The sequence below is a fragment of the Daejeonella rubra genome (genome assembly GCF_900103545.1).
In the GTDB taxonomy this organism is placed as follows: Bacteria; Bacteroidota; Bacteroidia; order Sphingobacteriales; family Sphingobacteriaceae; genus Daejeonella; species Daejeonella rubra.
In genome coordinates, this window is record NZ_FNHH01000020.1 from 37,619 (window position 1) to 59,839 (window position 22,221).

Sequence of the window (22,221 nt, forward strand, 5' to 3'; positions counted from 1 at the left end):
TTCACTTTTATAATTTTATTCAATGGCAAAAGCTAGAGCGCAGAGCCCGATTGAAGAAACCTATAAACACAGACATTGCTTTTCACAAGAGAAATTTTATCCTGAATTCAGTATTTTATCCTGATATGCTTCAGCAAAGACAAAAATCAGTAGTTTACCCCCTGTTATTTAATCGCCAGCTTGTTTTCTTTAAACTTCTCAATCAAATAATCTGCATAACGTATAAAGCCCAGATCGGTCAGGTGGGTTCCATCGACAGTACCCTCATTATCTGTGCCGATTGAGCCAGTGGCACTGATGTAAATCAGATCTTTCATGCCCCCACGCACTAATTTGTCGAATTCTGTTTTCAAGGCCTGATTCTTCTCATCCATGCTTTTTTTCAGATTAGCCTGAAAAATTGCTCTTGTGTACTCTACGTTTTCAACAAAAACAATGGGAGTATTTGGATTTTTTTTCCGGATTGCTGTAGCTAATGGAATAACACTATCTGTTACTTGTTTTGCTGTCATATTCGGAAGACAGTCAATAACATAAAAAGAAGCCTTTATGCCGGAAATAAGCTCTGCAATTGGCGGATCCATCATACCGTTTCCGCTAAATCCGAAATTAATACAATCCACATTTAATTTTCTGGAGATGATACTTGTGAATACCATACCGGGCCTTGATGCACAACCTCCCTGCAAGATGCTGGTGCCATAGAAAACAATGGGAAGCTGCTTGTCAGCTGCAGGCTTAGTGATCACACTGCTATTGTCTATCCCTATTTCCACTTTTGTGGTCCCGTCGTAAAGTGGTAAATAAAGCTTATACTCTCTTTCGACCGGGCTGAGAGAACTGATGAGAGCAGCCTCATTTTCTTTTGCTGTCGGCCGGCCTGTATTTACGTATGTCCATACTCCGTTAAGCTTGCAATACAGATCAACACCTTTTATGCCGGTTTCAGCCATATGGTTCATCTTTGTATCATTCAGGAGTGACCACTTCACTTTTATAGAAGTAGAGTTGCTGTTAAATCTTAAGGATATTCCAGCAGAGTTTTTTGACAGGCCCCAAACAGGTTTTCTTACTTTATCTTTGTAAGAGGCAGGTAAACGGTCGTAAGGACTTTCTTTCTCTGTTTCTGCTACACCGGTTCCCTCAATTAAAAAGTGCTCTTTGCCATAATATGTGACATTTTCTTTTTTGGTGCTTGTTTCTTGTGAGAAAACAGAACTGCTAAGGCAGGTCAATAGCAGGAGGCAGATAAATCTATTCATGATCAATATGTTTTAAGTAAAGATAACAGAACAATTCATTCAGACAAAGGGTGGAAAAATCGTTTTTGAGTTTACACTTTATGAACATAAATAGATTTTGGGAAGGGCAAGGGAATTATAAAAAGCATTTTAAAGCTTATATTGCGCCCGCAATCCAATTGGACAGGCAAGAAATTTTATTATGGCCTTTAACAAGGAAAATTCTCCGATCAAATTAAAATTTTCCTCCTATGAAGTTTTTGTAATCCTGTTACTGGCATTAACACAATTTACTGTGGTTCTTGACTTTATGGTTATGTCTCCGCTGGGTGACATGCTGATGAAATCCATGGATCTGAGTACCACACAGTTTGGTTTATGTGTTTCTGCCTATGCCTTTAGTGCAGGTATTTCGGGTTTACTGACTGCGGGTTTTGCTGATCGTTTTGACCGGAAAAGTTTATTGCTCTTTTTTTATATTGGATTTATTGCCGGGACTCTTTTTTGTGGTTTGGCTGATACTTATCCATTGCTTCTAGCAGCCAGGATCTTTACCGGAATATTTGGCGGAGTTATTGGATCCATTTCGATGGCCATCGTTACCGACATGTTTGTAATAGAAAAGAGGGGTAGAGTTATCGGATATCTGCAGATGGGCTTTGGTGGCAGCCAGGTTCTTGGAATACCTATCAGTTTATATATAGCTAATCATTGGGGCTGGCAATCACCATTCCTGATGATCGTAGTATTAGCCAGTCTGATCTGGTTGTTTATCGTTCTGAAGCTGAAACCTGTAAAGGAGCATCTTGAAATAAGGTCGGAACGAAATGCAATCGGTCATTTATGGCATACTCTGGCTCAAAGAAAATACAGAATTGGTTTTCTGGCTACAGCATTCCTTTCCCTTGGGGGATTTATGATGATGCCATGGGGTAGCGCTTTTGCAATTAACAATCTGCATGTAACTCCTCAGCAGCTTCCCTTTTTATACATGGCATCAGGCATCACAGCCCTGCTTATTATGCCTTTTATCGGAAAATTAAGTGACCGATTTGACAAGTTTACCATATTCACTATTGCATCAGTATGGCTTAGTATCGTTGTTATCATTTATACAAACCTTGGCCCTGTTGCTTTCTGGGTAGTATTACTTATGAATTTAGGTTTTATGATTGGGATTATGAGCAGGATGGTTCCGGCCGTGGCCCTTAGTTCAGCTTTGCCCGAAAAGCAGGACAGAGGTGCATTCATGGGAATCAATTCTTCATTGCAGCAAATTGCAGGCGGACTTGCGGCAGCGTTGGGAGGCATGATCGTTGTGCAAAAAGATAAGTTTAGTCCTCTTGAACATTATGATACATTGGGTTATATTATCGTCATTCTTTCCATTGTTTCTATATTTTTAATATTAAGGGTAAGTAAGCTTATTAAATCCTCAGAATTAGATCCGCACTAAAATTGCCATTGATGAATGCTTAGTTTACAGAACTTTTCAAAATCTTTAAGCTGATTATATTTTGCTTTCCTTAAAGATCATTCTCAATTTCAGGGAATAGATTTTATCAAATATTTTAAGAAAGAATTTGCGTTAATTTGTTTAACTATAAATACCCATAGAAAGTATGCTTTCAAAAAAGACGCGATATGCAATAAAAGCCCTGGTGGTTTTGGGTAAAAATTTTGGGGAGGCACCTATGCAGATCTCAAAAATTGCTTCTGAAGAACATATACCAAAAAAATTCCTTGAACAAATTTTACTTGATCTCAGGAATGCCGGATTACTTTATAGCAAGAAAGGGGCTGGTGGCGGATATGGTCTGGTGAAGGATCCTGCAGAGATTTTTGTGGTTCAGGTTTTGCGCCTTACGGGCGGACCTGTTGCACTATTGCCATGTGTGAGCCTGAATTTCTATCAGAAGTGCGATGAATGTATAAGTGAAGCTACCTGTGGTGTAAGAGATGTATTTCTGGATGTAAGAAATGCAACATTGAAAATCTTAAGTGAAACAAGTATCGCAGATATTATCCGCCGTGAAGGTCTTTTAATTGAAAATATGGAGGTGTAAAAAAAAATTTTAAATAAAAGACTACTAATTCTATATACTTTGTATTATATTTGGCCAATGAAAAATTTTAGCGTCCATATGATGAATGAAATAACAGTCAAATGTTGTTATATGGGTATATCAAAACATTGAAGAAGACCAGATAAAGATTTATTTATATGAACCTCTTCACCCCCCGGTAGAAGAGGTTATTTTTTGCAAAAGATTAATGAATAGTTTCAGAACAGAATTAGAAGACCCAATCGTACAAAAGGATATTATAGATCTGGAAAAGAAGATCAGAGAATTTCGTGATGGTAAAATACATGATGAGAAGTTCCGAAGTCTTCGCTTAGCCCGTGGAATTTACGGTCAGAGGCAGCCTGGTGTTCAGATGATCAGGATCAAGTTGCCATTCGGAAAAGTAAGTTTCAAGCAGGTTTTGCGTATCGCTGATATTTCAGATGAGTATGCAAGCAGTAATCTTCATTTAACTACCCGTCAGGATATTCAGATCCATTATGTAAGCCTTGACCGTACACCTGAGCTTTGGGCTAAACTGGAGCAGGATGATATTACTCTTAGGGAAGCATGTGGTAATACCGTACGAAATGTAACGGCATCGCCAACATCAGGTATTGACCCGAATGAGCCATTTGATGTATCACCTTATGCGTTGGCAACATTCAAATATTTTCTGCGTAATCCGATTTGTCAGGAGATGGGCAGAAAGTTCAAGATCGCTTTTTCTTCAAGTGATGCGGATACTGCATTTACCTATATCCATGATCTTGGTTTTATTCCAAAGCTTATTTTAAAAGATGGGAAAGAAATTCGTGGATTTAAAGTTTTGTTTGGCGGGGGCTTAGGTGCACAGCCATCCATCGCTCATATGGTGAATGAATTTTTGCCTGAGGATGAGCTGATCCCATATATTGAATCGACTTTGCGTGTTTTTGACAGACATGGAGAACGTAGCAACAGAAATAAAGCAAGGATGAAATTTCTTGTCGCAAAACTAGGTCTTGATGAAGTATTACGACTGATTGCGGAGGAGAGAGTGGCTAACCGTTCTAAAAAATTCACTATTGATCGCGATGCGGTTGATCTTCCAAAGATCCCTGATAAAATAGCCCTGCCTGAAGTACTTATTTCAGATCAGTTTCTTTATCAAAGATGGCTGGATACCAATGTTTTTGAACAGAAACAGGCTGGTTTTCATGGTGTTTACATCAAGGTTACAACAGGTGATATTCCAACAAGCAAAGCGAGGAAATTTATTGCAGCGATCAGCGGATTGGTTGCTGATGAGATTCGGATCACGATCAATCAGGGCTTGCTTCTGAAATATGTTCGGAAAGAAGCTTTGCCTGTTTTGTTTGAGCGATTGAAGGAACTTGATTTTGTAAAACCAGGGTTCGACAGTGTAAGTGATATCACAACCTGCCCCGGAACGGATACCTGTAACCTCGGCATTTCGAACAGCACCGAACTTGCCCGTGTTCTTGAAGATCTGATCTCAGAAGAATATGATGAACTTATAGAGAATCAGGATATTAAAATAAAGATTAGTGGCTGTATGAATAGTTGCGGACAACATGGTCTGGCGCATATCGGATTTCATGGAAGTTCCCTAAAAGCAGCTGGAAAGGTAGTGCCAGCAGCTCAGGTTCTATTAGGTGGCGGTACAGTTGGCGACGGTGTCGGACGCGCTGCAGATAAAGTCATAAAGGTGCCTTCTAAAAGAACCAAGGATGTAGTCAGAGTTATTTTGGATAACTACAGCAAGAATAAAAATGGGGATGAATTGTTCAATGACTTTTATGACAGATTCGGTAAAGACCATTTTTACCAGTTGTTAAAACCGCTTGCTGATCTCAGTACATTAACTCCGGATGAATTTGTTGATTGGGGCCATGAAGAGATCTTCGAAACGGCAATTGGTGTTGGAGAGTGCGCGGGTGTGATGATCGACCTGGTTTCAACACTCCTGCTTGAGGCAGAAGAAAAGTTACAATGGTCTATTGAATCGATTGAAGCAAATGCATATTCCGATTCGATATATCATGCCTACAGTGTATTTATCAGCAGTGCTAAAGCCTTGTTGCTGGATAAAGGGATCAATAGCAGTACACAGGTTGGAATCATTCGTGATTTTGATGAACAATATAAAGACAGTCAGATCCTTAATGGATTGGAAAGCTTCAGTGAACTGGTATTACAAATAAATAAGAATGAACCATCAGCAGAATTTGCCCGTGCCTATTTGGGTTCAACTGTCGATTTTATTAAAAGAATTAAAACAGAAAAGGAGTCAATTTAATTATGATACTTACTCAAACAAAAAATTCATTTAAAGAACCAAGAATCACACTGGTAGGTGCAGGTCCTGGTGATGCTGAATTGATCAGCCTTAAGGGTGTAAGGATCCTTAAATCTGCGGATGTAGTTCTTTATGACGCACTTGTGAATAGTGAATTATTGGAATTTGCTCGTGAAAATGCAATAAAAGTATTTGTAGGTAAGCGTTCAGGTGATCATTCCTATTCTCAGGAAGCAGTCAATAAGTTAATGATCGATTATGCTCTGAACTATGGGCATGTGGTTCGTTTAAAAGGGGGAGATCCATTTGTCTTCGGACGAGGATTTGAAGAACTTGAGATGGCAGCATCATACAGTATACCAGCCGAAGTTGTTCCGGGGATATCCAGCAGTATTTCTGTGCCTGCTTTGCAAGGGATTCCATTAACACATCGTGGTGCCAGTGAAAGTTTCTGGGTAATTACCGGGACCACCAGTTCCGGAGAGATTTCTAAAGATCTTTATGCTGCAGCTAAGTCAAATGCAACAGTAGTGGTTTTAATGGGTATCAAAAGATTGAAGGATATCGCAGATATATTTATTGCAGAGGGTAAGCACCGCCTGCCGGCTGCAGTTATTCAAAATGGTACAATGGAGAACGAAAAACTTGTTGTAGCTACTGCCGGAACAATATTTGAATCTGCCCAGGATCAGAAAATAGATTCTCCTGCATTGATAGTATTTGGTGAGGTAGTTGGCTTGCATTCATTGTTCCAGCCAATAAAGGCATTTTATGAATTCTCAGAACAAGAATAATACAAAATGGAAAATAGTAACGGCAATCAGCTTTTTCCGGTATTCCTTAAGTTAAATCAACTTAAGGTTTTACTTGTTGGGGCCGGTAATATAGGACTTGAAAAACTGGAGGCAGTTCTGGCCAACAGTCCCGAAACGGAGATTGATATTGTTGCTGAAACCTTTTTGCCTAAACTTATTGAACTGGTAAAAGATTATCCTAAGGTAAAACTGCATTCAAAAAGATTTGACGCAGCTGATCTGGAAGGGCATGACCTGGTGATCATTGCAAGCGGGGATAATGTGCTGAATACTGAGATCAGGAATTTAGCTCGTCAGCGACACTTACTGATCAATGTTGCCGATAAGCCTGATCTATGTGATTTTTATCTGGGATCGATCGTTAAAAAGGGCGACCTTAAAATTGGGATCTCAACAAATGGAAAATCGCCCACAATTGCGAAACGATTGAAGGAGATCTTTCAGAATAATTTGCCTGATGAGCTGGATCTGACATTGCAGCAAATGAGTAAACTGAGAAACACCCTGGGAGGGGATTTTGCACATAAAGTTAAGGAATTGAATAAGGCAACGGCATCATTGGTCGAAAATTCAATTGAGAAGCCGGTTAGCAGAGAAATCAGCTGGAAATTAGTGGCTGCAGTATTTGCTGGTCTTAGCCTGATAGTGATTATGTTTAAATACCAATAAATCGAGATTTGAGTCATAAATGCACCTGATTAATTTTATTTAATTAAGTATTTTTGCCGAAACCTCCACAAAAAATGAAAGAACAATCTAAACTTATACGTACTCAGGCGCCACGATCATCAAACAGAGAACATTCTGTGCCTTTATATCTGACATCCAGTTTTGTTTTCGATGATGCAGAACATGGCAGAGCGATGTTTGCCGATGAGGTTGAAGGGAATATTTATTCACGTTATTCTAATCCAAACACGAGCGAATTCATTGAGAAAGTTCGTGATTTTGAAGGTGCAGAAGCTGGCTTAGCCTTTTCATCGGGGATGGCAGCTGTATTTGCTTCCATAGCAGGTTTACTTCGTAGTGGTGATCATATTGTTGCCTTTCGTTCTATTTTCGGATCTACACATCAGCTTTTTACTCAATTGCTACCGCGATGGGGAATTACCACAACCTATGTGGATGCCTCAAAGCCAGAAGATTTTGAAGCAGCTTTACGTCCGGAAACTAAAATGGTATTTCTGGAAACTCCTTCAAATCCAGGTTTAGAGCTGGTAGATCTTGAATGGTTAGGTAATTTAAAGAAGAAACATAATTTCATCCTGAATGTTGACAACTGTTTTGCAACGCCATATCTGCAAAAACCAATTCAGTTTGGTGCCGACCTGGTAAGTCATTCGGCCACTAAATATATGGATGGACAGGGCAGAGTACTTGGGGGAGTGGTAGTGGGCCGTAAAGATCTGATGAAAGAACTGATGTTTTTTATCAGGCATACTGGTCCGGCGATGTCTCCTTTCAATGCATGGACCATTTCAAAAAGTCTTGAAACCCTTGCAGTTCGTATGGACAGGCATTGCAGTAATGCCCTGAAAGTAGCAGAAACGCTTGAACAGCATCCCGAAGTAGAAGTAGTAAGATATCCTTTCCTTCCATCGCATCCCCAATATGAATTGGCAAAACGCCAGATGAAACAGGGTGGTGGAATAGTTACATTTATTGTCAAAGGTGGTTTTGAGCGTGCAAAGCGTTTTATGGACGCCCTGCAAATGATCATGTTGTCGCCAAATTTGGGTGATACCCGTTCCATAGCTACACATCCAGCCTCAACAACGCATTCCAAATTAAGTGATGCGGAACGTGCGCAGATTGGAATATTCCCGGGAAGCATCAGGATTTCTGTCGGTTTAGAAGATATTGATGATATCCTTACAGACCTGACCGAAGCACTTAATAATTCTATAAACTGATATTGATAACATGAACAGGTCGGCTGAGATACTACAGGAAATTGCGGGGTTAAGTATAGAACAATCCCTTGAAATGCTAGTCAATCGATTTCCTGGGAAAGTGGTTTTTTCAACCAGTTTTGGTTGGGAAGATCAGGTCATATCTCATATTATTTTTTCAAACAAACTGCCCGTAAAAGTTTTTACCCTTGAAACAGGCAGGCTTTTTCCTGAAACCTATTACGTATGGAACCGCACCATTGAAATGTATGGAATGCCGGTACATGCATATTATCCTAATACAGAGGCGGTTGAGCGGATGGTTAGTACAAAAGGACCGAGTAGTTTTTACGAGTCGGTGGAGAACAGAAAAGAATGCTGCGGAATCAGAAAGGTAGAGCCTTTAAAACGTGCACTTGCCGGGAATTCATTATGGATCACCGGAATACGCGCTGAGCAATCAATGAACAGGGAGGATATGAATGCTGTTGAATGGGATGAATCTAATCAGCTGCATAAGTTTCATCCAATTTTCGACTGGTCGCTGGACCAGGTTAAAGCCTATATTAAGGAGAATAATATTCCATATAACCCATTGCATGACAAGGGTTTTCCGAGTATAGGTTGTGCTCCATGTACCAGAGCAGTTAGGGAAGGTGAAGATTTCAGAGCTGGACGCTGGTGGTGGGAAGACCAGGATAAAAAAGAATGTGGCCTGCACTCTTCCTGATAACGACAATGACAATTTTACGCATTTATGCGCTTTTGATAATTAATTTATGAATAAACAAGACACTACTTATTTAGACCAGCTGGAAGCCGAAGCAATATTTATTTTGCGTGAGGTTGCCGGTCAGTTTGAAAAACCAGCCCTTCTTTTTTCCGGAGGGAAGGATTCTATCACACTCGTTAGGCTGGCAGAAAAGGCCTTCCGACCGGGTAAGTTTCCTTTTCCGCTGGTTCATATTGATACCGGCCATAATTTCCCTGAGACGATCAGTTTCAGAGATGATATGATTGCCAGGATCGGTGAAAAATTAATCGTAGGACATGTTCAGGATTCTATCGATCAGGGAAAAGTTATTGAGCAAACGGGAAAGAATGCCAGTAGGAATGCTTTGCAGACTGTTACCTTGCTTGATACCATTGCTGAGGGCAAGTTCGATGCTTGTATTGGTGGTGCCCGCAGAGATGAGGAAAAGGCAAGAGCCAAAGAAAGAATATTTTCAGTTCGTGATGAATTCGGTCAATGGGACCCAAAACGTCAGCGTCCTGAATTATGGAATATTTATAACGGAAAGATTCATAAAGGCGAAAACGTTCGGGTTTTTCCGATCAGTAACTGGACAGAATTGGATGTCTGGAATTATATCCGCAGAGAAAAAATAGAATTGCCATCGATATATTTTGCACATGAGCGTGATGTGATCACCCGTAATGGGCAGCTAATGGCAGCTGCTGATTGTCTTAATATGGATGCAGATGATAAGATCGAACGTCGGAATGTTCGCTTCAGAACAGTAGGAGATATGACCTGTACCGCAGCTGTTGAGTCGGATGCAGATCAGATCGATGATATCATCGAAGAAATTAAAATGTCAAAAATTAGTGAAAGGGGAGCCCGTATTGATGATAAAGTATCAGAGGCTGCAATGGAAGACCGCAAAAAGGGGGGCTATTTTTAATATGGATTTACTTAAGTTTTTTACCGCCGGAAGTGTTGATGATGGCAAGAGTACATTGATTGGCCGTCTTCTTTATGATAGTGAATCCATTCTTGCAGATCAGCTGGAGGCTTTGCAGCAGTCAAACCGTAAAAATGATGACGGGACTATTGATCTTGCTATTTTAACAGATGGGCTGAAAGCAGAACGTGAGCAGGGAATTACTATTGACGTTGCCTATAAATATTTTCAAACAGACAAAAGGAAATTTATCATTGCCGATACCCCGGGACATATTCAATATACCCGAAATATGGTTACCGGAGCTTCGAATTCTGACCTGGCCATTATTCTTGTTGACGCCCGAAATGGGGTAGTTGAACAGACCGTCAGACACTCATTCATTGTTTCACTTTTAGAGCTGAAACATGTGGTGGTTTGTATCAACAAAATGGATATGGTTGAGTACAGCGAAGATACATTCAATAAGATCCATAAAGCTTATTCAGAAATTGCCCGGAAACTTCATCTTAAAGAGGTAACCTATATCCCGGTAAGTGCCCTTAAGGGAGATAATATTGTCAACAGATCCCAGAATATGTCCTGGTATGCTGGTAAAAGCCTTCTTGATCATTTGGAAACCATTGAGGTAAATGAGGATGAAAAATCAGTCCAGGCACGCATGCCGGTACAATGGGTAATCAGGCCTCAGACAGATGAGTTGCATGATTATCGCGGATATGCAGGCAGGGTTTTAAGCGGAAGTTTTCGTGTGAATGATAAGATCACAGTTTTACCTTCAGGCATAAGGTCTGAGATCAGTAAGATCGAGACCAATATGCAGGAACAGGATGAGGCTTATAGCGGAACTTCGGTCACTCTTCACCTGAAGGATAATATTGATATAGGTCGTGGAGATATTCTCGTTAATTCTTCTCATGAACCTATTGTTTCACAGTCTATTGAAGCAGATCTATGCTGGATGGATACCAAACCGCTGGATACTTCGATCATGTACCTGTTGCAGCATAATAGCAAGGTTACAAAATGTAAGATCAGAGATATTCTGCATAAGGTGAATATCAATACCCTTGAAAAAATAGAAACGGATACTTTCCAGTTAAATGATATCGGCAGGATCGTAATTAGAACAGCGGAACCTCTTGCTTTTGATCTTTATCAGGATAATAAACTGAATGGTGGTGCTATTTTGATCGATCCCCGGACTAACCTAACGGTTGGAGCTTTGATGTTTCGTGCAAATGCCGAAGAATAATAATGTCACCCCTTCGGGGTTCTTGTGGTAATAAGAATGCTAAATGCTTGGGGTTATCTTTGCTTTAATAATGTCACCCTTTCAGGGTTCTTGTGGTGATAGAATGCTAAATGCTTTGGGTTATCTCTGCTTTAATAATGTCACCCTTTCAGGGTTCTTGTGGTGATAGGAATGTTAGATGCTTGGGGGTTATCTTTGCTTTAATAATGTCACCCTTTCAGGGTTCTTGTGGTAATAAGAATGCTAGATGCTTGGGGGTTATCTTTGCTTTAATAATGTCACCCTTTCAGGGTTCTTGTGGTGATAAGAATGCTAAATGCTTGGGGTTAATTCTTTGCTTTAATAATGTCACCCTTTCAGGGTTCTTGTGGTGATAAGAATGCTAAATGCTTGGGGTTACTCTTCTTTAATAATGTGACCCCTTCGGGGTTCTTGTGGTGATAGAATGCTAAATGCTTGGGGTTATCTTTGCGTGAATAATATCACCCCTTCGGGGTTTTTGTTTTTTGCTCTTGGATTATAATGATGTCACCCTTTTATGATTCTGGTAATAATATTTTTATTTCTATTGTTTTTTGGCCATTCTGATTTTTTATCTATTCCATTGGTCTAATGATTTCAATCCTGTATTTTTTGGTAAACTCAAATTTTAGCTTAACAAACCCCGAAGGGGTGTCATTACTTTAGAATAGATTCATATTTCGAGTTAACCCCGAAGGGGTGACATTATTATACCTTGAAATTAAGCGGTGTAATACCTAAATTGCATAAAAATAATTAGCGTGAAAGTAGAACTAAAAAGGGTGAATGATGCCGTGCATTTTGAAGCCTCAGCCCCCTCTTCAACAGTTAAGGTTCATATAGATGGTTCACCTGAAATTGGTGGTCAGGGACTTGGTGTTCGGCCAATGGAAATGGTACTTATGGCCCTGGCGTCTTGCAGTTCACTTGATCTGGTATCTATTCTTAAAAAACAAAAACAGGATCTGAAAGATTTTTCTGTCAGTGTAGAGGGAGAACGCAGGGAGCAGACTCCCCCGGTATTCACAAAGATCCATATGCATTTTAACCTCACAGGGGAAATTGATCCTGCCAAAGCGGAACGCGCAGCAGAGTTGGCCGTAAAGAAATACTGCTCAGTACATGATATGCTTTCTGCAGGTGGGGTTGAAATCAATTACTCAATCGAAATTGTAAAATAGTACGCAGTATCAGGACATTTCAGAATAGGTGTAAATTCTGAGATTAATCATGATATTCGGGACTGCCACCCAAAAAAATCCGTTTTAATATTGGAGTAAAAGGTCTTTATACTGATGTATAAGGCTTTTTTGCGTCATTTTCTGTTATGACTTTAAAATTACATGTTTAAACATGTAATTTTATACCTTTGTAATCTAAACAGAACCTAAAACAAAAAAAATATAAAAATGGAATCAGCAGTAAAAACAAAATGGGTTATTGACCCAATGCATTCAGAGGTGCATTTCAAGGTGAAGCATCTTGTAATTTCAACCGTTACAGGTACTTTTAAATCTTTTGAAGGAACACTTGAAACATCAGATTCAGATTTTCAAGATGCATCAATTGAATTTTCAATGGATGTGAATAGCATTGATACCAATCAGGAGCAGCGTGATGTACATTTGAAATCAGCAGAATTCTTTGATGCAGAGCAATTCCCTAAAATGTCTTTCAAATCTACTTCATTCACAAAGGACGGTGATGATTTTGTTCTTGTTGGTGATCTTACAGTTAAGAATGTAACTAAACAAGTAAAGTTGGAAGTTGAATTTGGCGGTATTGCTACTGATTTTTATGGAAATGAAAAGGCAGGTTTTGAAGTTTCCGGAAAGATAAGCCGCAAAGAATTCGGACTTACCTGGGACGGAATTACAGAAGCCGGAGCCATTGTTGTTGGTGACGATATCAAATTGAATATTAACCTTCAACTTGCTAAACAAGCATAATAACCAATTATAATACATGAGAAAGCCATTCTGAAAGGAATGGCTTTTTTTGTCTTTCTTTTTTATCTCCCCATAAATAATGGAAAGATTTTATGGAAATAGGATGCCCCGGGCTTTGACCTCATCCAGGCCCAGTTGTTCTTTTAGTTCTTCCAGTGAATTGAATTTTTCATCGCCACGCATATATTCCAGAAAATTTATGCGAATCGTTTGTCCGTAAATATCTTCTGTAAAGTCGAATATATTCACTTCAATATTGCGGCTCATGCCATTTATTGTAGGGCGATGGCCAATATAGGTCATTCCTTTAGCACTTTTTAGTTTTGTTTCTCCATTTCTGAAATCTACACTTACTGCATAAATACCATCAGACGGGATAAGTTTATAACTTTCTTCAATGAATAGATTAGCTGTTGGATAGCCTAGTTTTCTTCCAATCTGATCCCCCTTGATCACTTTTCCTGTGAGGTGAAAAGGATATCCCAGAAAAGATTCAGCTGTTTTGACATCACCGCTCAGGATTGCATTTCTGATCTTTGTGGAGCTGATCGCAACATCATCAATATCCTGTTCCGGGATTTCTTCAACCTCATACCCAAGTTCTGATGAGTAATGTTGTAGTTCTTTCAATCCTCCGCTACGGTCTTTTCCAAATCTGTGGTCATAGCCAATAATGATCTGAGTAGTTCCTATCTTTTTAACAAGTACCTCTCTGATATATTCCTGCGGACTCAGATTTGAGAAATCGCGGGTGAATGGAGTAATTATTAAATGATCTATTCCCAGGTTATCAAGACGTTCAGCTTTTTCTTCCATGGTGCTGATCAGCTTTATGTTCAGATCATCAGGATGAAGGATCATTCGCGGATGCGGGAAAAAAGTCAGAATGACGGTCTCGCCACCTTTTTGCCGGGCTACTTCCTGCAGGCGGCTGATTATTTTCTGATGCCCGATATGAACACCGTCAAATGTGCCTATGGTAACCACAGCGTTTTTGATCTGCTTGAATTCGTCAATATGGTTATAGACCTTCATTTTCGGGGATAGAGAGGCAAAATTAAAAATTAATTGTTATTTTAAAGTTCCCTGCTCTTTCAAGTGCCGGATATGATTAACCAGTTCCATTACTTCAAAAGCATTATTGACATCATAATCGCCGCTTTTGGTGCGGCGCAATGCACTTAGATAGGCCACATTTTGCAGTGATCTTCCAAAATCATGCACAAGTGAACGGATATAAGTGCCTTTACTGCAAACTACTTTGAAGTCTATTTCAGGGAGCTCAATACGGGTTATTTCAAACTGACTTATACTGACTTTTCGTGTTTTTAACTCTACATTTTCTCCCCTGCGGGCCTTCATGTACAATCTTTCACCATCAACTTTAACTGCGGAATGTGCCGGTGGATATTGATCCAGGTCGCCAATGAATTGTGAAGTATTCGCTCGGATCATTTCTTCATCAATATGGCTGATATCGAATGTTTCATCGACCTCTGTCTCCATATCATAGGATGGTGTGCCGGCTCCAAGTATCATTGTTCCGGTATATTCTTTCTCCTGTGCCTGAAATTCATCGATCTTTTTTGTGAATTTTCCAGTACAGATGATCAGTAATCCGGTCGCTAAGGGGTCCAGAGTGCCTGCATGGCCAACTTTTAACTTCAATGGTTTGAAGGAGTTTCTGATCTTTCCAACTACATCAAAGCTAGTCCATGTATAGGGTTTATTGATGAGCAGCATTTCGCCGTCGGTAAAATTAAACTCGGGGAATACTTTTCCTTTATTTTCGCTCATCAGATGACGTGGAGATCATATCCCGAAACAAGCAGCAATAGAATGATGCCACCCACGATTATCCGGTACCAACCAAAAATTTTGAAGCCTTTGGTTTGAAGGAATGTTATGAAGTAGCGAATGGCAAGCATGGCTACAATAAATGCCACAACATTTCCAATGATCAGTAGGTTGACCTGATCTCCGCTTATCACAAATCCATCCTTGTAAAAGTCGTAGAGTTTCTTCGTTGTTGCTCCAAACATCGTTGGAACAGCCAGGAAAAAGGAGAATTCAGCAGCCGCTTTTCTGGATAAGCGCTGCGACATTCCACCAACAATTGTTGCGGCAGATCTTGAAGTTCCCGGAATCATTGAAATACACTGGAACAATCCGATCTTAAAGGCAGTGCTATAGGAAATGTCATTATGGTTGTCGATCTCTCCATCTTTAAACCATTTATCTACAAATAGCAGGATGATACCTCCCAGCAGGAGCGCAATTGCAACTCCCAGGGGACTTTCCAAAAGCTGGTCGATCTTATCACTGAGAAGCAGGCCGAAAAACACTGCCGGAAGAAAAGCGACCAATAGTTTAAAATAGAATCCGAAAGACTGAAAAAAGTGCTTGAAATAGAGGACAATCACTGACAATATTGCTCCCAGTTGAATGGCTACAGTGAACAACTTCACAAATTCATCTGATTGTATACCCATGAGGGACGATCCAATGATCATATGTCCGGTAGATGATACCGGTAAAAACTCAGTCAGGCCTTCAATAATGGCCAGAATGATCGCCTGAAATATAGTCATTAGTTGTTATGGGCAGGTTTTTTAAGGATTGCAACAAAACCAACAGCAAAGCCGGCTAAAACAATTATAGGGGCAAGGACGATCTTTTTGAACTCATAGATGTCAGTTTCGCCGGCCATCAGGATAAATCCCAAAACTACCAGAGCAATACTTAAAAGCAGTAGTCTGTAATTATTTTTTCCAAACACAAATGCTTCATGCTGGGTTTCCTTTAGAGGTGTATTTTTCTGTGCCATTATTTATAAAGGTCGTAAATTTTTAAACGAAGAAACTTGCTTACTGCAAAGTAGGTGCTTAAGCCCGAGATCAGGACTCCAATTCCGATAACCCCGATAAACACAAGGCTGAACTCAAACCAATCACGAAGAATGATCATTTCCGGGACCTGCTGCTGTGCAAAATATAAGGTAAGAAGTAATAAAATAACGGCAATTAAGCCTCCCAATAACCCATGAAGAACACCATAGGTTAAAAAGGGCTTGCGAATGAAATTTTTGGTCGCACCAACTAGCTGCATACTTTTTATCAGGAATCGCTGTGAATAAATAGCCAGTCGGATCGTATTATTGATCAGGGCAACTGCAATGATCAGTAATATTGAAGCAAATGCAAGGATAACCAAACCAATGCCCTTAATGTTCTGATTGACCATGTCAATCAATGATTTTTGGTATACTACTTCTTTTACCAGTGGGTTTTTGTTGACGGTGGCTGTGAATGTTTGAATGCTGGCATTATTAGCATAATCGGCCTTTAAATAAACATCAATAGATGATAATAGAGGGTTATATCCCAGGAAATCAACAAAATCTTCTCCCAGATCTTTGGTTAGATTTCTGGCAGCCAGCTCTTTACTAACATATTGCGTTTTAAGAACATACGGATTAGCATCCAGCTGTTTTTGAAGCGCAGTGACATCTACCTCTTTTGCACCCTCATTTACAATAATGTTAAGTACAATATTCTCTTTAACATATTTTGAAAGATTTTTAGCGTGCACCAGAATCAGTCCCAGCAGTCCCGTCATAAGTAAAACCAGAGCAATGCTGATCACCGTTGAAACGTAAATAGTTTTAGTTTTTCCTGATGAGGTACTTCTTTCAAATTCTTCCATGAGCAAATTTTATGTTACGAAAATAAAGATTTCAGCTGTAAAGGTAAATAATATGCGTTTATCTGCCTGTATTTAGCAGTTAAACTTTGTTAAAATTTTATTTCTGCCTTCTGAACAAGTTTATAAAGGAATTTGCTGTCTCCAGTGGTTCTAAAAAACCGCGGATTTTAGTATTTTCGCAACTTATTCAGTTTGAAGATGGATTATCAATTCAGAGATATAGAGAAGAGGTGGCAAAAATTCTGGGCCATGAATCATACCTTTAAGGTAGATAATAATTCAGAAAAGCCAAAATACTACGTTTTGGATATGTTTCCTTATCCATCCGGTGCCGGACTTCATGTTGGTCATCCGCTGGGATATATAGCTTCTGATATTTTTTCCCGTTATAAGCGTCTGAAAGGTTTTAATGTTTTGCATCCTATGGGATACGATTCTTTTGGTTTGCCTGCAGAACAATATGCTATACAAACTGGTCAGCATCCGGCAATCACCACTGAAACAAATATAAACCGTTACCGCGAGCAGCTTGATAACCTTGGTTTTTCATACGACTGGAGCAGAGAGGTTAGAACCAGTGATCCTGGATACTACAAATGGACCCAGTGGATCTTCATGCTTTTATTCGATTCATGGTATAACCTGGAAACTAATAAAGCGGAAAGTATTGAAGAACTGATCAGAAAATTTGAAAATTCAGGTTCTTTTGGTATTAAGGCTGTTTCTGATGATGATGCCGAAATTTTTACTGCGGAACAATGGAAGCTGAAGTCGGATACAGATAAGCAAACAGAACTTCTTAAATACCGGCTTACTTATCTGCGTGAAAGTACAGTGAACTGGTGCCCTGCTTTGGGTACTGTTCTTGCAAACGACGAGGTTAAGGATGGTTATTCAGAACGTGGCGGACACCCTGTTGAGCAAAAGAAAATGATGCAGTGGAGTATGCGCATCACGGCTTATGCTGATCGTTTACTTCAGGGATTGGATAACATCGACTGGCCTGATCCATTAAAAGAGATGCAGCGTAACTGGATCGGGAAGAGTGTTGGTGCGTTGGTGAGATTTAGTTTAAATTCAGGAGCCTTTATTGAAGTGTTCACTACCCGTGTGGATACACTTTATGGAACTACCTTTCTTGTACTGGCACCAGAGCATGAACTTGTTGAAGGTTTAACTACTCCTGACCATATTGAGGAAATTCAGAACTATATAGATCAGACAAAAAAGAAAACCGAGCTTGACCGTATGGCCGATACAAAGACTGTATCAGGTGCATTTACGGGAAGTTATGCTAAACATCCGATCAGTGGAGCTCCGGTTCCAATCTGGATTGCAGATTATGTTCTTGCAGGTTATGGAACAGGTGCCGTTATGGCTGTTCCTTCCGGTGATCAGCGCGACTGGCTGTTTGCTACAAAATTCGGATTGCCAATTGTGGCGATCTCGGATGCGCAGCTTGATCTGGATATTCAGGCCGATCCCACAAAAGATGGCTTATATATCAATTCAGGAATTATCAATGGCTTGAAATATAAGGAAGCAACATCGGTTATGATTGCTAAACTTGAAGAGCTTGGCGCTGGTAAAGCGAAGGTGAATTACCGTTTGCGTGATGCTATTTTTGGCCGTCAGCGTTACTGGGGTGAGCCGGTTCCAGTTTATTTTAAAGAGGGACTTCCACACCTTATCGCGATGGAAGACCTGCCGCTTGTTTTACCCGAAGTTGATAAATATCTACCTACAGAGAGCGGAGAGCCCCCATTGGGCAGAGCTGAAAACTGGAAATATAAAGGAGAGCTTGACTATGAGCTGAGCACCATGCCGGGATGGGCGGGTTCAAGCTGGTACTGGTATCGTTACATGGCTTCACAGGAAGACAGAAAGCAGGACGTTTTCGCTCCTGCTGATGCAATTTCGTACTGGAAAGACGTCGATCTTTATATTGGCGGATCAGAACATGCAACCGGTCACCTGCTATACAGCCGTTTCTGGAATAAATTTTTAAAGGATCTGGGCTATGTAGTGGAAGAAGAGCCTTTCAAAAAATTGATCAACCAGGGCATGATCCAGGGAAGGTCTAACTTTGTCTACAGAATCATTGATGAAGATGGGCGCGGAACAAATACCTTCGTTTCTCATGGCTTGAAATCTCAATATACTACTTCAGCACTCCATGTTGATGTCAATATCGTGTTTAACGAAATACTTGACCTCGAAAAGTTTAAGGCTTTCAGATCTGAATTTGCTGATGCGGAATTCATTCTCGAAAATGGCAAATACATCTGCGGGGTAGAAGTTGAAAAGATGTCGAAATCTAAATTCAATGTCGTAAGTCCCGATGATATTATAGAACGTTATGGCGCCGATACCCTAAGGATGTACGAAATGTTCCTCGGTCCGCTGGAACAAAGTAAACCATGGAATACAAATGGAATTGAAGGAGTCTTTAAGTTCCTCCGCAAATTCTGGAAGCTATCCCACGACGATGAATTTAATTTTAATGTCTCTGATGATGAACCTTCAAAGGCAGAATATAAAGCATTGCATAAGATCATCCGGAAAGTAGAAGAAGATATTGAACGCTTTTCTTTCAATACTTCAGTTTCAAGTTTTATGATCTGCGTGAATGAATTAACTGATCTTAAATGTAATAAGAGAAAGATCATTCAGGATTTGGTCATTGTTCTTGCTTCCTATGCTCCTCATATTACCGAAGAGCTATGGACCCTGCTTGGAAACGCTCCGGGAACACTTTCTGTAACTCCTTACCCTGTGTTTAATCCTGAATACCTGGTGGAAAATGAATTCTCTTATCCGGTTTCTGTGAATGGAAAAACCAGAATGAACCTGAATATTTCTCTGAGTTTAAGTCAGGCAGAAGTCGAAGAGATCGTACTGGCAAACACTGATCTGAAGAAATATTTAGACGATAAAACTCCAAAGAAAATTATTTTCGTAAAGGGTAAAATAATTAATATCGTGGTTTAATATTCTTTACTTTTATAGGATCATTCCCTACTGGTAGAGTTACCACCGATTACCAAAATTGATGGGTAAGTACAACCGTAATTAGCTGTACAGTTTAAACGCAGCCTTTCGGATTTTCCAATAATGAGGAGCCTCCAGACTCCTCAATTATAAATAAACGATATCAGACTAAGACCTTTTTATGGTCTTAAATGGTTAATATTATTTTTTAAACTTAAGTCCTTTCAAAAAATCATCAACAATTTTACCCACTTTATCTTTGTCAGTCTTATCGTATTCAAAGACCCCCCCTAAAGCACTGTCGCGGTTATTATTAACAGCAGTAAATCTCACATAACTGAAATCCGCTCCGTCATAAGTCATGATAAATACCTGGTAGTTATTAAATTTCTTAATCACTGAATTATAATTAGGTCTTTTCTTCAAGAGGTCATCAAAGCCTCTCTTGTGCTCCTCCAAAAAATTAGCAGACATATTTCCAACGCCGCCTGTGAGGATAAAAAAAGACTCATTTACCTTGAAAAGCGAACCCTTAGTTTTATCAATATTAATTTCGGATTTCTTTCCCGGCTTTTTGGCACTCTCACGTTTTTCCAAAGTTAATTCTACACTACCTGAGGGAAGAGAAAAACTCACGATTTCATTAATCGGAACTACTTGACCTTGGTTTTGACCTAAGGCACTAAAACTAAATAAAAGGCTTGCGATTATTACTTTAATTCTTTTCATACTGATTTTTTGATCTAAATTTCACTTATGGACATGGCGTGTTACTTACTGTACTATTATAAACGTTAATTGGCATAAAATAGGTTGAGCCAGCACCCGCATGATAAAGGTTGATAGAACTCCCAAACAAAGTTAGCAAAGCGTAGGCAGTAACATTAGCATAGCTATCAAACGGATTATTAGAATAATATTCGAGTGCTGCAAGTTCATAATTTTCATTTGTTGCCGTATTATCATGATAAAGCTGTTCCAATGCGACCCAATCCCTGACCGTAACCACATAACTTACATTCTCTGTCACCACAGTAATCGAAGCATTGTCCTTAAAAAACTTCTTATCAGCGGCTGAGGCGTTAAACAAGGGACCGTAATAGCCTGCGACTTGTTCCAGCATCCAAAACACATCTTTCGGAGATGGCGCACCGCCACCTGGATGTGCATGAGTGACACCAATTGTGTATCCGTCCGTACTGTCCCATTTAAAGGCTGGTGCAAATGAATTTGAATTATTATCTGTCCTTACCGTAGTATTCTTAAAATCAGGACTTGTTAGGCTTATCAGGTTTTGTTCTGCCCCATATTCCTTGGGTGTCCCTGCATTTACAGACGCTACAGCCAAGTCTCTACTCTCAATGTTGTTAGCCTGTATTTCCGTGTTAGCCGCGCGGGATTGTATTACGTTCTTTTCGTTACATGGAGCGTCTGGACCGTAGGTTGGATTAGTAGGACTTGGACTTCCTCCTCCTGGTTCGGGGGTCGTATTTCCAACTCCATTTTCATAGCAATAGGTGCCTGCACACTCGTCTCCCAGATAGGTCTCGGTACATATACTTGCATATGGATTATCAGGATATGCAGGATCATGTACACATTCCAATTCATAACTAGGTGCGCAGTTCGTTTGGTAACATACCCATGCACTAGTCGAAATTCCCTTTTTACTGTCATTCGAAATTCCCTTTGGGCTTAAAGTATATCTTCCTTTTACTTTACCATTCATGACACGAAGGACCTTTATAAAGTTTCCATTGAGACCCGTATATTCCAAGTAGCCGCTGAAATCGTTATCCATTTTGTTAAGCTGATTATGGCTAGCATCAAATTTATGCTTCTGAAGATACCCTTTATCCGGTAGATAGGTGACAATATGCTGTTGTATTTGTTTGTTGTCCTTATCCAGAAAAAATATCATCCTCTGAAATGACGCATTTCGAACACTTTTATCGGGTTTTAATTCAACGCTATCTTGGGTGAAGTCATACATGGCAATTTTCTTTTTGTATGAAATGAGTGGAACTTCCACAAATTCCGAATTGCCATATTTGGCTTTGTAGGCCTTCGGCCAATAAGGCACATAGTGGCTCTTGGAATTTTTTATAGTGTTCCCAATTGATTTGCCAACTTGCAGGCTCTCATAATGTGCTTTGACGTTCATAATCGAAAACTCATCGCTATCACTCCCTTCGTAATCTAAAAAGCTTTTCCGGCAAGAATACAACAGTATTAAAGCCGCACCAATTAAAATAAAGATTCGCTTCATGTTAAATTATTTAAGTTTAGTTACCTTAAG

General features: G+C 39.8%; 20 protein-coding genes. 12 read left to right on the forward strand and 8 right to left on the reverse strand.

Going from position 1 to position 22,221, the window contains the following annotated elements; genetic code table 11:
* Window positions 1-164: 164 nt before the first annotated feature.
* Entirely contained in the window at window positions 165-1,262 is a 1,098-nt protein-coding gene (locus tag BLR27_RS13175) for an SGNH/GDSL hydrolase family protein (RefSeq protein ID WP_090705603.1), read from the reverse strand.
* Window positions 1,263-1,443: 181 nt separating this feature from the next.
* Between BLR27_RS13175 and BLR27_RS13180 the strand changes: the two genes are divergently transcribed.
* From BLR27_RS13180 to BLR27_RS13230, 11 genes are all read left to right on the forward strand, one after another.
* On the forward strand, window positions 1,444-2,697 hold the full coding sequence (locus BLR27_RS13180) for an MFS transporter (RefSeq protein ID WP_090705605.1): 1,254 nt from the start codon (window positions 1,444-1,446) through the stop codon (window positions 2,695-2,697).
* Window positions 2,698-2,863: 166 nt separating this feature from the next.
* Window positions 2,864-3,307: an RrF2 family transcriptional regulator gene (locus tag BLR27_RS13185; RefSeq protein WP_090705606.1), complete on the forward strand. Its 444-nt coding sequence runs from the start codon at window positions 2,864-2,866 to the stop codon at window positions 3,305-3,307.
* Between the two features lie 208 nt (window positions 3,308-3,515).
* Window positions 3,516-5,609, forward strand: a complete 2,094-nt coding sequence (locus BLR27_RS13190; RefSeq protein WP_090705608.1) for a HEPN domain-containing protein — start codon at window positions 3,516-3,518, stop codon at window positions 5,607-5,609.
* Between the two features lie 2 nt (window positions 5,610-5,611).
* Entirely contained in the window at window positions 5,612-6,403 is a 792-nt protein-coding gene (gene cobA, locus BLR27_RS13195) for a uroporphyrinogen-III C-methyltransferase (protein WP_090705609.1), read from the forward strand.
* A gap of 6 nt (window positions 6,404-6,409) precedes the next feature.
* Window positions 6,410-7,093 (forward strand): precorrin-2 dehydrogenase/sirohydrochlorin ferrochelatase family protein, encoded by a 684-nt coding sequence (locus BLR27_RS13200; protein WP_090705611.1) that lies wholly within the window; start codon window positions 6,410-6,412, stop codon window positions 7,091-7,093.
* 74 nt (window positions 7,094-7,167) lie between these two features.
* The gene (locus BLR27_RS13205; protein WP_090705613.1) at window positions 7,168-8,337 is read left to right on the forward strand and encodes a trans-sulfuration enzyme family protein; all 1,170 of its coding nucleotides are present in this window, start codon (window positions 7,168-7,170) and stop codon (window positions 8,335-8,337) included.
* A 10-nt stretch (window positions 8,338-8,347) separates the two neighbouring features.
* Entirely contained in the window at window positions 8,348-9,046 is a 699-nt protein-coding gene (locus BLR27_RS13210; RefSeq protein WP_090705614.1) for a phosphoadenylyl-sulfate reductase, read from the forward strand.
* Between the two features lie 49 nt (window positions 9,047-9,095).
* Window positions 9,096-10,001, forward strand: a complete 906-nt coding sequence (gene cysD / locus BLR27_RS13215) for a sulfate adenylyltransferase subunit CysD (RefSeq protein WP_090705616.1) — start codon at window positions 9,096-9,098, stop codon at window positions 9,999-10,001.
* Window position 10,002: 1 nt separating this feature from the next.
* Window positions 10,003-11,256, forward strand: a complete 1,254-nt coding sequence (locus BLR27_RS13220) for a sulfate adenylyltransferase subunit 1 (protein WP_176767705.1) — start codon at window positions 10,003-10,005, stop codon at window positions 11,254-11,256.
* 782 nt (window positions 11,257-12,038) lie between these two features.
* The gene (locus tag BLR27_RS13225; RefSeq protein ID WP_090705619.1) at window positions 12,039-12,458 is read left to right on the forward strand and encodes an OsmC family protein; all 420 of its coding nucleotides are present in this window, start codon (window positions 12,039-12,041) and stop codon (window positions 12,456-12,458) included.
* 228 nt (window positions 12,459-12,686) lie between these two features.
* Window positions 12,687-13,226, forward strand: coding sequence for a YceI family protein (locus BLR27_RS13230; protein ID WP_090705621.1), 540 nt, complete (start codon window positions 12,687-12,689; stop codon window positions 13,224-13,226).
* Between the two features lie 90 nt (window positions 13,227-13,316).
* Here the strand turns inward: BLR27_RS13230 and BLR27_RS13235 are convergent, their stop codons facing one another.
* Genes BLR27_RS13235 through BLR27_RS13255 form a run of 5 tightly spaced genes read right to left on the reverse strand, consistent with a single transcriptional unit; the run spans window position 13,317 to window position 16,931 of the window.
* Window positions 13,317-14,261: a bifunctional riboflavin kinase/FAD synthetase gene (locus tag BLR27_RS13235; protein ID WP_090705623.1), complete on the reverse strand. Its 945-nt coding sequence runs from the start codon at window positions 14,259-14,261 to the stop codon at window positions 13,317-13,319.
* A 36-nt stretch (window positions 14,262-14,297) separates the two neighbouring features.
* On the reverse strand, window positions 14,298-15,023 hold the full coding sequence (gene truB / locus BLR27_RS13240; RefSeq protein ID WP_090705624.1) for a tRNA pseudouridine(55) synthase TruB: 726 nt from the start codon (window positions 15,021-15,023) through the stop codon (window positions 14,298-14,300).
* Window positions 15,023-15,817 (reverse strand): undecaprenyl-diphosphate phosphatase, encoded by a 795-nt coding sequence (locus BLR27_RS13245; RefSeq protein ID WP_090705626.1) that lies wholly within the window; start codon window positions 15,815-15,817, stop codon window positions 15,023-15,025. The genes truB and BLR27_RS13245 overlap by 1 nt, the downstream gene beginning before the upstream one ends.
* On the reverse strand, window positions 15,817-16,053 hold the full coding sequence (locus BLR27_RS13250) for a DUF3098 domain-containing protein (protein WP_090705628.1): 237 nt from the start codon (window positions 16,051-16,053) through the stop codon (window positions 15,817-15,819). The genes BLR27_RS13245 and BLR27_RS13250 overlap by 1 nt, the downstream gene beginning before the upstream one ends.
* Window positions 16,053-16,931, reverse strand: coding sequence for a cell division protein FtsX (locus BLR27_RS13255; protein ID WP_090705630.1), 879 nt, complete (start codon window positions 16,929-16,931; stop codon window positions 16,053-16,055). The genes BLR27_RS13250 and BLR27_RS13255 overlap by 1 nt, the downstream gene beginning before the upstream one ends.
* Before the next feature lie 198 nt (window positions 16,932-17,129).
* Between BLR27_RS13255 and leuS the strand changes: the two genes are divergently transcribed.
* The gene (gene leuS, locus BLR27_RS13260) at window positions 17,130-19,922 is read left to right on the forward strand and encodes a leucine--tRNA ligase (protein ID WP_090705632.1); all 2,793 of its coding nucleotides are present in this window, start codon (window positions 17,130-17,132) and stop codon (window positions 19,920-19,922) included.
* Between the two features lie 201 nt (window positions 19,923-20,123).
* Here the strand turns inward: leuS and BLR27_RS13265 are convergent, their stop codons facing one another.
* Together BLR27_RS13265 and BLR27_RS13270 are read right to left on the reverse strand one after the other, a co-directional pair.
* A complete protein-coding gene (locus BLR27_RS13265; RefSeq protein ID WP_090705634.1) occupies window positions 20,124-20,651 on the reverse strand; it encodes a hypothetical protein in 528 nt (175 codons plus the stop codon).
* A 25-nt stretch (window positions 20,652-20,676) separates the two neighbouring features.
* On the reverse strand, window positions 20,677-22,191 hold the full coding sequence (locus BLR27_RS13270; protein WP_090705636.1) for a hypothetical protein: 1,515 nt from the start codon (window positions 22,189-22,191) through the stop codon (window positions 20,677-20,679).
* Window positions 22,192-22,221: the final 30 nt, after the last annotated feature.

Excerpts from the sequence above, each read along its gene's own strand:
- BLR27_RS13265 (WP_090705634.1), bottom strand. The coding sequence starts at position 20,651 with ATGAAAAGAATTAAAGTAATAATCGCAAGCCTTTTATTTAGTTTTAGT.
- BLR27_RS13250 (WP_090705628.1), bottom strand. The coding sequence starts at position 16,053 with ATGGCACAGAAAAATACACCTCTAAAGGAAACCCAGCATGAAGCATTT.
- BLR27_RS13185 (WP_090705606.1), top strand. The coding sequence starts at position 2,864 with ATGCTTTCAAAAAAGACGCGATATGCAATAAAAGCCCTGGTGGTTTTG.
- BLR27_RS13255 (WP_090705630.1), bottom strand. The coding sequence starts at position 16,931 with ATGGAAGAATTTGAAAGAAGTACCTCATCAGGAAAAACTAAAACTATT.
- BLR27_RS13180 (WP_090705605.1), top strand. The coding sequence starts at position 1,444 with ATGGCCTTTAACAAGGAAAATTCTCCGATCAAATTAAAATTTTCCTCC.
- BLR27_RS13200 (WP_090705611.1), top strand. The coding sequence starts at position 6,410 with ATGGAAAATAGTAACGGCAATCAGCTTTTTCCGGTATTCCTTAAGTTA.
- cobA (WP_090705609.1), top strand. The coding sequence starts at position 5,612 with ATGATACTTACTCAAACAAAAAATTCATTTAAAGAACCAAGAATCACA.
- BLR27_RS13210 (WP_090705614.1), top strand. The coding sequence starts at position 8,348 with ATGAACAGGTCGGCTGAGATACTACAGGAAATTGCGGGGTTAAGTATA.
- BLR27_RS13205 (WP_090705613.1), top strand. The coding sequence starts at position 7,168 with ATGAAAGAACAATCTAAACTTATACGTACTCAGGCGCCACGATCATCA.
- BLR27_RS13175 (WP_090705603.1), bottom strand. The coding sequence starts at position 1,262 with ATGAATAGATTTATCTGCCTCCTGCTATTGACCTGCCTTAGCAGTTCT.
- truB (WP_090705624.1), bottom strand. The coding sequence starts at position 15,023 with ATGAGCGAAAATAAAGGAAAAGTATTCCCCGAGTTTAATTTTACCGAC.
- cysD (WP_090705616.1), top strand. The coding sequence starts at position 9,096 with ATGAATAAACAAGACACTACTTATTTAGACCAGCTGGAAGCCGAAGCA.
- BLR27_RS13220 (WP_176767705.1), top strand. The coding sequence starts at position 10,003 with ATGGATTTACTTAAGTTTTTTACCGCCGGAAGTGTTGATGATGGCAAG.
- BLR27_RS13190 (WP_090705608.1), top strand. The coding sequence starts at position 3,516 with ATGAATAGTTTCAGAACAGAATTAGAAGACCCAATCGTACAAAAGGAT.
- BLR27_RS13245 (WP_090705626.1), bottom strand. The coding sequence starts at position 15,817 with ATGACTATATTTCAGGCGATCATTCTGGCCATTATTGAAGGCCTGACT.
- BLR27_RS13230 (WP_090705621.1), top strand. The coding sequence starts at position 12,687 with ATGGAATCAGCAGTAAAAACAAAATGGGTTATTGACCCAATGCATTCA.
- BLR27_RS13235 (WP_090705623.1), bottom strand. The coding sequence starts at position 14,261 with ATGAAGGTCTATAACCATATTGACGAATTCAAGCAGATCAAAAACGCT.
- BLR27_RS13270 (WP_090705636.1), bottom strand. The coding sequence starts at position 22,191 with ATGAAGCGAATCTTTATTTTAATTGGTGCGGCTTTAATACTGTTGTAT.
- leuS (WP_090705632.1), top strand. The coding sequence starts at position 17,130 with ATGGATTATCAATTCAGAGATATAGAGAAGAGGTGGCAAAAATTCTGG.